Genomic DNA, 7,583 nt, shown 5'->3' on the forward strand with positions numbered 1-7,583 from the left:
AGTTATCTCGCAGCGTCGATGGCTTGAACGACAGTGTCACTGTTGAGAATGACAGGCAGTGGAATACCGCTTTTATAGCTCGGGCCGTAGACGATATTAAATGGCACACCAAATCGCCCATTACTTTGTAAGTATTGAGTGACACTTTCACTTGGTGTTGTCCAATCACCTTTCATCAAAACAATGTCTTCTTGCTGTAGGTGACTGTAGACAGGGTCTTGAAGGATGACGCCGATCTTGTTGGCTTTACAAGTGATACACCAATCAGCAGTCACATCAACAAACACCGTTTTGCCTTCATCAACGAGCTGAGGGATTTGCTTCGCATCCAGCTTTTGCCAAGCGAGATCGTCAACAATCGGAGTCGCCCAGTTATCAGCGGTGACACTACCGACGATCAATGCAGCACCAAACACCAAGGTTGTGGTTGCGACGATAGGAATAAGTACCTTGCGGCCCAACTTACGGCCAATCCAAATCAATACTGTAATCACGATAAACAGTGACAACAAGATCGTCGGGAATTTACCAATAAATGGGCTCATTAGGCTTGCTAACCATAGACTGGTAATGAACATCATTAAGCCAAATACCAGCTTAACTCTGAACATCCATGCCCCAGGTTTTGGAAGCAGTTTTGTAAGACTCGGGAACAGCGCGAAAATCAACCAAGGTGCACTCATACCGATGCCGAGTGCGATAAAGATAGCCCACAACTCTTGGTAGCTTGCCCCAAGTGCATAAGCAACTGCGGTTCCTAAGAACGGAGCACTACACGGCGTTGCCAACAGCGTCGCAAACATGCCTTGAATAAAGTGGCCTGAATGTGAGTCATCACCTTTGGTTGCCATCCAAGTGTTTAAACCTGATGGTAGTCTGAATTCGAATAATCCAAGTAGATTAATCGAGAACAGCAAAGTGATGATCAGCATGAACCCGATGAACCAAACATTTTGGAACTGGATTCCCCAACCAATCGCATTGCCACCCATTTTTAGAACGGTCATGCCAAGGGCTAGGAATGCAAATGATGTAATGACACCTGACGCAGAAGCTAAGAATGAGAGTCGGATATGACGATTAGATGCGCCTTGGTTTTGAATGATGCTGTTTAGCTTCATTCCTAATACAGGCAGCACACACGGCATAATATTGAGGATTAAACCACCAATCAAAGCAAAGCCGATCATTGCAAGAAAACCGTTGTTACTTGCTTGATAAGCAATAGGTTCTGAGCCGACTTGAGCGGTCATCTCTTCGGCAAAATTAGTGTCTGAAACGGTGACACTAACGGTGCGATCCGTTAAGTCGACTTCGCCTATCCAGTTGCTGACGTCAAATACCGCGGTCATCGTATTGCCGGTGATGTGGACGGTTGGTTGAGCAAAGAAATCATCGATGACTTCTTTGCCATCGATCAACACCATCGGCTTATCCCAGCCTTCGTTACTGGTTAGTTGAGTGACCAGTTGTTGCTTGCTTTTGTCCCAAAATAGACCGTTCACTGAAGTCCGGTTCGCTTCTCTTGGAGATTGGCTCATGCCTTGGTTGAACAAGAACATCGCTTCTTCATCGAACTGCAATTGCTGCGTGTCGATAGGGAGTTCGATGTCATAGTCAGTCAAAACACAAATATTGGTGCACGACGGGAACGAGAGAGAAGCCCTAAATACAGCAGGTTGCGTTTTGTCTTTCAACGTTAGGGTGACAGGAAAGCTTACGTGCTTTTTGTAGCCCAGCGTCATTACGTCAAGTTGTTCGTAGTATTTAGGGATCGGCCAATGCCAATCTACAGACTCTATATTAGTTGAATCAGACCAGTCCCAGCTTGGCGGAATGCCACCTTCGCCTGGGCTGCGCCAATAGGTTTTCCAGTCGCCGTCGAGCACGACATCGAGCACGGTTTGGATCTTAGAGCCGTCATCCGACTGTTCACCCGTCGACATCATTCGCATTTTAACAGGCGGATGCTCAGGCACACTAAGCCAGCCCGTTGTCTGTGCCAAGGCGGTAAATGACGTCATAACCAAAAGGGCAGTGACTAAGGTTTTCGCGCATGTACGCATAGAGAATGCCAATGAATCGACAAACTTAGTTAGTAGTGTGTTGTACACAAATGTATCTCCAAAAAATAAATAAAAGGGTGTAGTAGCCCGGTTATTTACTCTCTAAATATACAGTGCTTTAGATGCAATCGGTGTTTTGTCGGTCGAGTAGAGCGATGATTGTCTCCGGATAATCTCGAGATGTGCGGAGATAAGTTGAATGCAACAGCAATCATCAGAACGAAAGGGATCAGCCAGCCCGTTTTAGGTGCGGCAAAGGTCAGCATTTTCGAACTTAGGCTGCATGAATTTGAATTGGGGGACGTTAACATTTTTGAGGCTTCTAAGCCGAAAACGCTGGCGTATAGAGCAGCCATTTTTTCTGAAGAAGCGATGTTGGTTTGGGGATTACTGGTTTCTGTATGAGTTTGTGTGCCAACTAGGACTGATTGGCCATTAGCGGATGCAGATAACGATACTTTCTTGACGGCCAGAGTGCTCGCCAGACAAGTTACGATAACCAGTCCGGTAAGGAAGAGCGCCCAAAGCGAATGCTTTTGTCGGCGGTTTTGTGTGGATAAGAAAAGTAGCGATGTGTTCAGCAAATTAGTCAGTAATCAAATCTGTTAGTCGTTAAAGCAAGCTCATTGAATTGTGGTTAGCTTAGATAAGTTCTCTTCGTGCCACAAGTCATAAAATGGTTAAAGTGAAACTATGTATAAATGCGGGAAACGGCAGATACACGATAAAAGACGCATAAACACCAATTCACGCGAATACGACATTGAGCTGTAGCTAAAGTTCACAACAACTGAAAGTTATCGCTAATTATTCTGTATTGAGTGGTTTATTAACTATCAGGACGGGACAGGCGATACAAAAAAGCCCAACAGATCGTCAGTGAACGTGTTGGGCTTTAATCATTGGTGCTATTGGAAAGGCTTAGTGAGTGCGGCGAGGGCCGTTACGTACCAAGTCTTTACCGTTATCAAACACCTCTTTGGTGATCCAGCGAGCAAGCAGAACTTTATGGCTGCTATTGAATACAGCAACGAAGTGACGACCATCTGAATTATTGGTTGCCATGCCTACACCTTCAACGCCTTCAAGGCCTAAACCGCCAGCTTCCACTGAAATTAGGAATTGCTCTAGTTCTTCTAGAGACTCAATAATATCAAGTTCGTTGTTCATTTTTATGCTCTCTTGCTGTGAGCCAACATCGTATTTAGGGCGCTTTAGTGCTGTGCTCGAATGAAGATATTGGCTGTTGTTCTTTGTTGGATGCGTACTCTACAGGTCATAAGAGGGGATTGGAACTCTCAAATATTAGAAGCAGGCTGATAATTTGCGAATTTTTAACATAACATACGTTTAAATGCTTGTTATCCATATTCTTTTTACTACTATTTATAGGGTCAATTTAGACAGTGATAGGAATTAATATGATGAAGGTTTGGCGTTGTCTATTGTTAATGTTGGCGTTTGTCGCATTTGGAAGTTATGCGCAGAGCGTTGAGAAAATCGCAGAAGTACAAGATCAGTTAATGCTCGATCTAGCAACATTAGAAACGGCGCATGATGCTGAGAAGCCCTTTCTTGAAGATATCTTAAGGCGTAAGAATCAGGGCCTACGCGAAGAGATTTTTTCACAGCTATCGTCAGATAAAAAAGAGGGGCTGGATGTCACTCTTGCTCAGCAGGTCGAACTGCTACAAAAATTGCTGTCGTTGAATGAAACTAAAATCGTTTCAATGAGTAAAGAAAACCGTTCAGCTGAAGGTGACGCTAAAAAACGCCTTGAATTGCGTATTCAAAAACGAATCGGAATGATGGATGTCTATTATCAGCAGCTTGCTAAGACCTTAAATTGGTCGAAAGAGCGTGGTGTTGATGTTGCTGTTCCTGAAGGTGAGCTCAAAACGGCACTTGTTTCTCGTTCTCAATATCTTACTAATGCAATTCTATACACGGATACACAACGTCAAGATTTAGAACGCCGGCTATCTTATGTAAGTGAAGAAGAGAAAGCGACGATTAAAACTGAGCTTGAACGCTTCAGTGAGCGAACTAGCGTTATGGTCGCGAGCTTAGAAGAAACCATCACGCTAATGGAACCGTTTGGCGTGGATGTGACTTCGTACAAACGTGTTTTGCTAGCGACGACAGGTGACATTAACGCCGATGTGTTGGATGTTGATGTTGCACTGGAGCTGTTGGATGGTTGGCTTCGTTCGTTCAGTTCATGGGCTTTTGAAAATACCCCTTCTTTTATCGTTAAACTTGCTCTGTTTCTCGGTATTTTGTATGTAACTCGCCTTATTGCTAACGTGGCTCGCAAAACCGTTCGTAAGAGTGTTTCGCACTCTAAAATGGACTTCAGTGTATTGATGCAGGACTTCTTTGTATCCATCGCATCTAAAGCGGTCGTGTTTATTGGTTTGCTTATCGCACTGTCTCAAATAGGGATAGAGCTAGCACCTCTTCTTACTGGTTTCGGTGTAGCCGGTGTCATCATTGGTTTCGCATTGCAAGACACATTATCTAACTTTGCATCGGGTTTGATGATCTTGATCTACCGTCCTTATGACGTCGGTGACATGGTTAAAGTGGCAGGCGTGCAAGGCACGGTAAAAGACATGAGCTTAGTATCGACGACTGTTCAAACCATTGATAACCAACGCTTGGTGATCCCAAACAACAAGATTTGGGGTGACGTGATCAACAACATCACGGCAGAACGTGTAAGACGTGTTGATATGGTTTTCGGTATTGGTTATTCAGATGATATCGATAAAGCGAAAGCGGTATTGAACGACATCATTCTTGCACACCCTCTAGTGTTGAAAAAACCAGAGCATATGATCAAGCTTCATACCTTGAATACGTCTTCTGTTGATTTCGTAGTACGACCTTGGGTTAAGACTGATGACTATTGGGATGTGTACTGGGATGTAACGGAAACCGTGAAGAAACGCTTCGATGAAGAAGGCATCACGATTCCATTCCCTCAACGAGATGTACATATTTACAATCACGAAGAGAACTAAGCGAAAGAGCTAGTACGAGAAGCAATTTCGAAAAGAGCGATTACGTAAAAGCTAAGTGTGGCTTCGAGCCATCATTCTTAATGTGATATCAAATGGACGCTGAATAAGCGTCCATTTTTTTGGCTGTCGTTTATATTGAGCCTCATTCTTTATGTCACTCCACCCATCTTAGAATTAAGTTATGATGGGGTAGGCTCAATCTGGACAGTTGAAATCGAATGGACGATTCACAGCAAAAAACGAATACTAGAAATACAACGGTAAGAAAAGCGACGCGAATTGAAAGTGTTATGAACTCTGCGATGTGGCATTTAACTCAGAGAGACATGACGGAAAGCGAGTTAGTGGCGAAGCTCAAAGTGAAAACCGACAATCAAGAATGGATCGATGAAACTCTAGGGACATTGAAAGGCTTCGGGTATCTCAAGTCTGACCAAGTGTTTGCAGAACAATTCGTGGAACAAGCTTTCTCTGGTGAATTCGGTTCTCGATACATTGTCGAAAAACTGAAGAAGAAGGGGCTGACCGATTCAGTGATTTCTGATGCAATCCATAAAGTGTCGTTCGAAAAGTCTATTGATGAACAAACCATCTTGATAGACCGAATCAACCACTACTATTCAAGCTTTACCATGAGCCGTGAAAAGCTGGTTGCGACACTGCAAAAGCGTGGCTTTAGCTATCAACAAGTTAAGGTAGCGATTGACCAGCACCCACAAGCGCATCAACTGAAAAGTAACATTCAAATTAAGGCCGAGAAAGCCGATTTGGAAAAAGAGGTGCTCAAGTATGCTCGTAAAGGCAAGGGACTGACTGCCATTCAGCAAGAACTTAGACAACGACAAATCGACACCAGTGAACTGTCATCGCTCATCGACCGATTGATTAATGAAGAGCAGCTAGATTTCTATTCTTCGTGTTTAGAACAGTTGCAGAAGAAGCCTTATGACCTAAACGATCATAAAGAACGCTCTAAGGCTTACGCGATGCTAAGTCGAAAGGGGTTCTCTTCTGACGAGATCAAATTTGCATTGAGTGAAGGTAACGAATAACTAAGCCGGAAAAATTTCCTATTGTAGTATGTTGGTTTGTCCTAAGTAACTATTGGACAAAAGCTTGTCAGCGACTTTGCTAAATTAGTAAACCATCAATAACTACAGGTATGGCAACTCACTTATTAGATTGTCCAGTATAACTGGAGCAGATCAGTATGTTCATTCTCAATGCTTGTGCTCTGCCACCAGTTTGACAACCAAAGCTTTCAAAGACTCTAAAATATTCAATACTTCGGTGGCATCTTTTGAGTATTTATTGTTTAGTTTTTCTACTTCTTTTTTCGAAATTACATTATGAATAGAAGCTCGATTAACTTGATAATCTAGGAATGCAAGCACAGTTAGTCTTGCACACTCGCTTATGTCGATTTTTTGGTCAGAAAAATACAAATCTAAGTACATAGTAATTTTCTTATAAATCTCTTGAGTTTTATTATTCAAATCATTAACTTGATCTTCGTTTGCCACTGGTGATGTTGCATAAGATTTAATTAATAAACGATGCGAGAACTCATCATATTCTTCAATCGCAAGATAAAGTGCTTCTAGCTTACCTAGTAAATTTTCCCTTTTCGCTCTACGATTAAGAAACCATTGATTTAGCAGAACAGCTAATATTGCAACTGTTACAGAAAGAAGAACAGTAATTAGTTGAGCCTGCTGTGCTTTATTTGAAAATATTTCTGTTAAAAATTCCAATGAAACTCCTATCTGCTTTGAACATATCAACGCAGCGTTAAGTAGTGAGCAATGCTACCACAAAACCCAACTATACCACCGTAAACACAAAACCCAACGATGGAATGAAAAATGCCATGCGTTGGGAATCCGTCTTAAACGCCTTGTATATAAAGTTTATTTTGCTAGATCTGACTTAATGTCATTCCAAGCCTTTTCCAGTAAAGATTGACACTGTTGCTCCAAAACCTTTGCATAACTTCCTAAGTTTTTAAGGCTATCGGCATCTTCCTTTCCAACATTTGATGTAACATCTTGCATTAATGACTTCAAAATCTTTGCGTAATCCTTTTCTGCGTCTAGCATTAATAATATTTTGCTTCTGTAGTAAAACAGTGCCCTATAATTTTCATTTGCATCGTCTGTTAAATGATACTTTTTGTTCTGGCGCCCGTTAACTGCAACTAAATAAGCAATAGATATGAATTGAGACATATTTTCACGCAGATCGGCAATCCAAGCCTGCCTTAGTTCAGCTATCTTCTCTCTGCTTTGACTTTTTTGATTTCGCCTTGATATCCAAACAACTGCAATGGACGTGAGAATGCTCCCCAGACCTATGGCACCAGTAACAAGCAAAGCGTGATAATCTGGTGTGATTGACAATAGAATTTCTTCTCCACCAGTGCTTAATATAAATTTTTCTTTGCTCACTTTGTAGATATCTCCGCTTATGGATCAGGGCGCGAGCACACTTT

At 42.3% G+C, this 7,583-nt stretch carries 7 protein-coding genes; 3 read left to right on the forward strand and 4 right to left on the reverse strand.

Annotation, left to right across the window (positions count from 1 at the left end):
- Positions 1-2 precede the first annotated feature (2 nt).
- Positions 3-2,066, reverse strand: a complete 2,064-nt coding sequence (locus AB4263_RS15980; RefSeq protein WP_372098518.1) for a protein-disulfide reductase DsbD family protein — start codon at positions 2,064-2,066, stop codon at positions 3-5.
- A 195-nt stretch (positions 2,067-2,261) separates the two neighbouring features.
- Between AB4263_RS15980 and AB4263_RS15985 the strand changes: the two genes are divergently transcribed.
- On the forward strand, positions 2,262-2,471 hold the full coding sequence (locus AB4263_RS15985; RefSeq protein ID WP_371722397.1) for a hypothetical protein: 210 nt from the start codon (positions 2,262-2,264) through the stop codon (positions 2,469-2,471).
- Positions 2,472-2,987: 516 nt separating this feature from the next.
- On the opposite strand, the gene AB4263_RS15990 is transcribed toward AB4263_RS15985, so the two are convergent.
- Positions 2,988-3,236 (reverse strand): hypothetical protein, encoded by a 249-nt coding sequence (locus tag AB4263_RS15990; RefSeq protein ID WP_017062732.1) that lies wholly within the window; start codon positions 3,234-3,236, stop codon positions 2,988-2,990.
- Between the two features lie 251 nt (positions 3,237-3,487).
- Here AB4263_RS15990 and AB4263_RS15995 point away from each other — a divergent pair, with 251 nt between their 5' ends.
- Positions 3,488-5,092 (forward strand): mechanosensitive ion channel family protein, encoded by a 1,605-nt coding sequence (locus tag AB4263_RS15995; RefSeq protein ID WP_017064335.1) that lies wholly within the window; start codon positions 3,488-3,490, stop codon positions 5,090-5,092.
- A 218-nt stretch (positions 5,093-5,310) separates the two neighbouring features.
- On the forward strand, positions 5,311-6,144 hold the full coding sequence (locus tag AB4263_RS16000) for a RecX family transcriptional regulator (protein ID WP_029235207.1): 834 nt from the start codon (positions 5,311-5,313) through the stop codon (positions 6,142-6,144).
- Positions 6,145-6,312: 168 nt separating this feature from the next.
- Here the strand turns inward: AB4263_RS16000 and AB4263_RS16005 are convergent, their stop codons facing one another.
- Together AB4263_RS16005 and AB4263_RS16010 are read right to left on the reverse strand one after the other, a co-directional pair.
- Positions 6,313-6,846: a hypothetical protein gene (locus AB4263_RS16005; protein ID WP_017030974.1), complete on the reverse strand. Its 534-nt coding sequence runs from the start codon at positions 6,844-6,846 to the stop codon at positions 6,313-6,315.
- 156 nt (positions 6,847-7,002) lie between these two features.
- Positions 7,003-7,539 (reverse strand): hypothetical protein, encoded by a 537-nt coding sequence (locus AB4263_RS16010; RefSeq protein WP_372098516.1) that lies wholly within the window; start codon positions 7,537-7,539, stop codon positions 7,003-7,005.
- Positions 7,540-7,583: the final 44 nt, after the last annotated feature.

The organism is Vibrio sp. 10N.261.55.C5, assembly GCF_041470505.1.
GTDB lineage: Bacteria > Pseudomonadota > Gammaproteobacteria > Enterobacterales > Vibrionaceae > Vibrio > Vibrio crassostreae_C.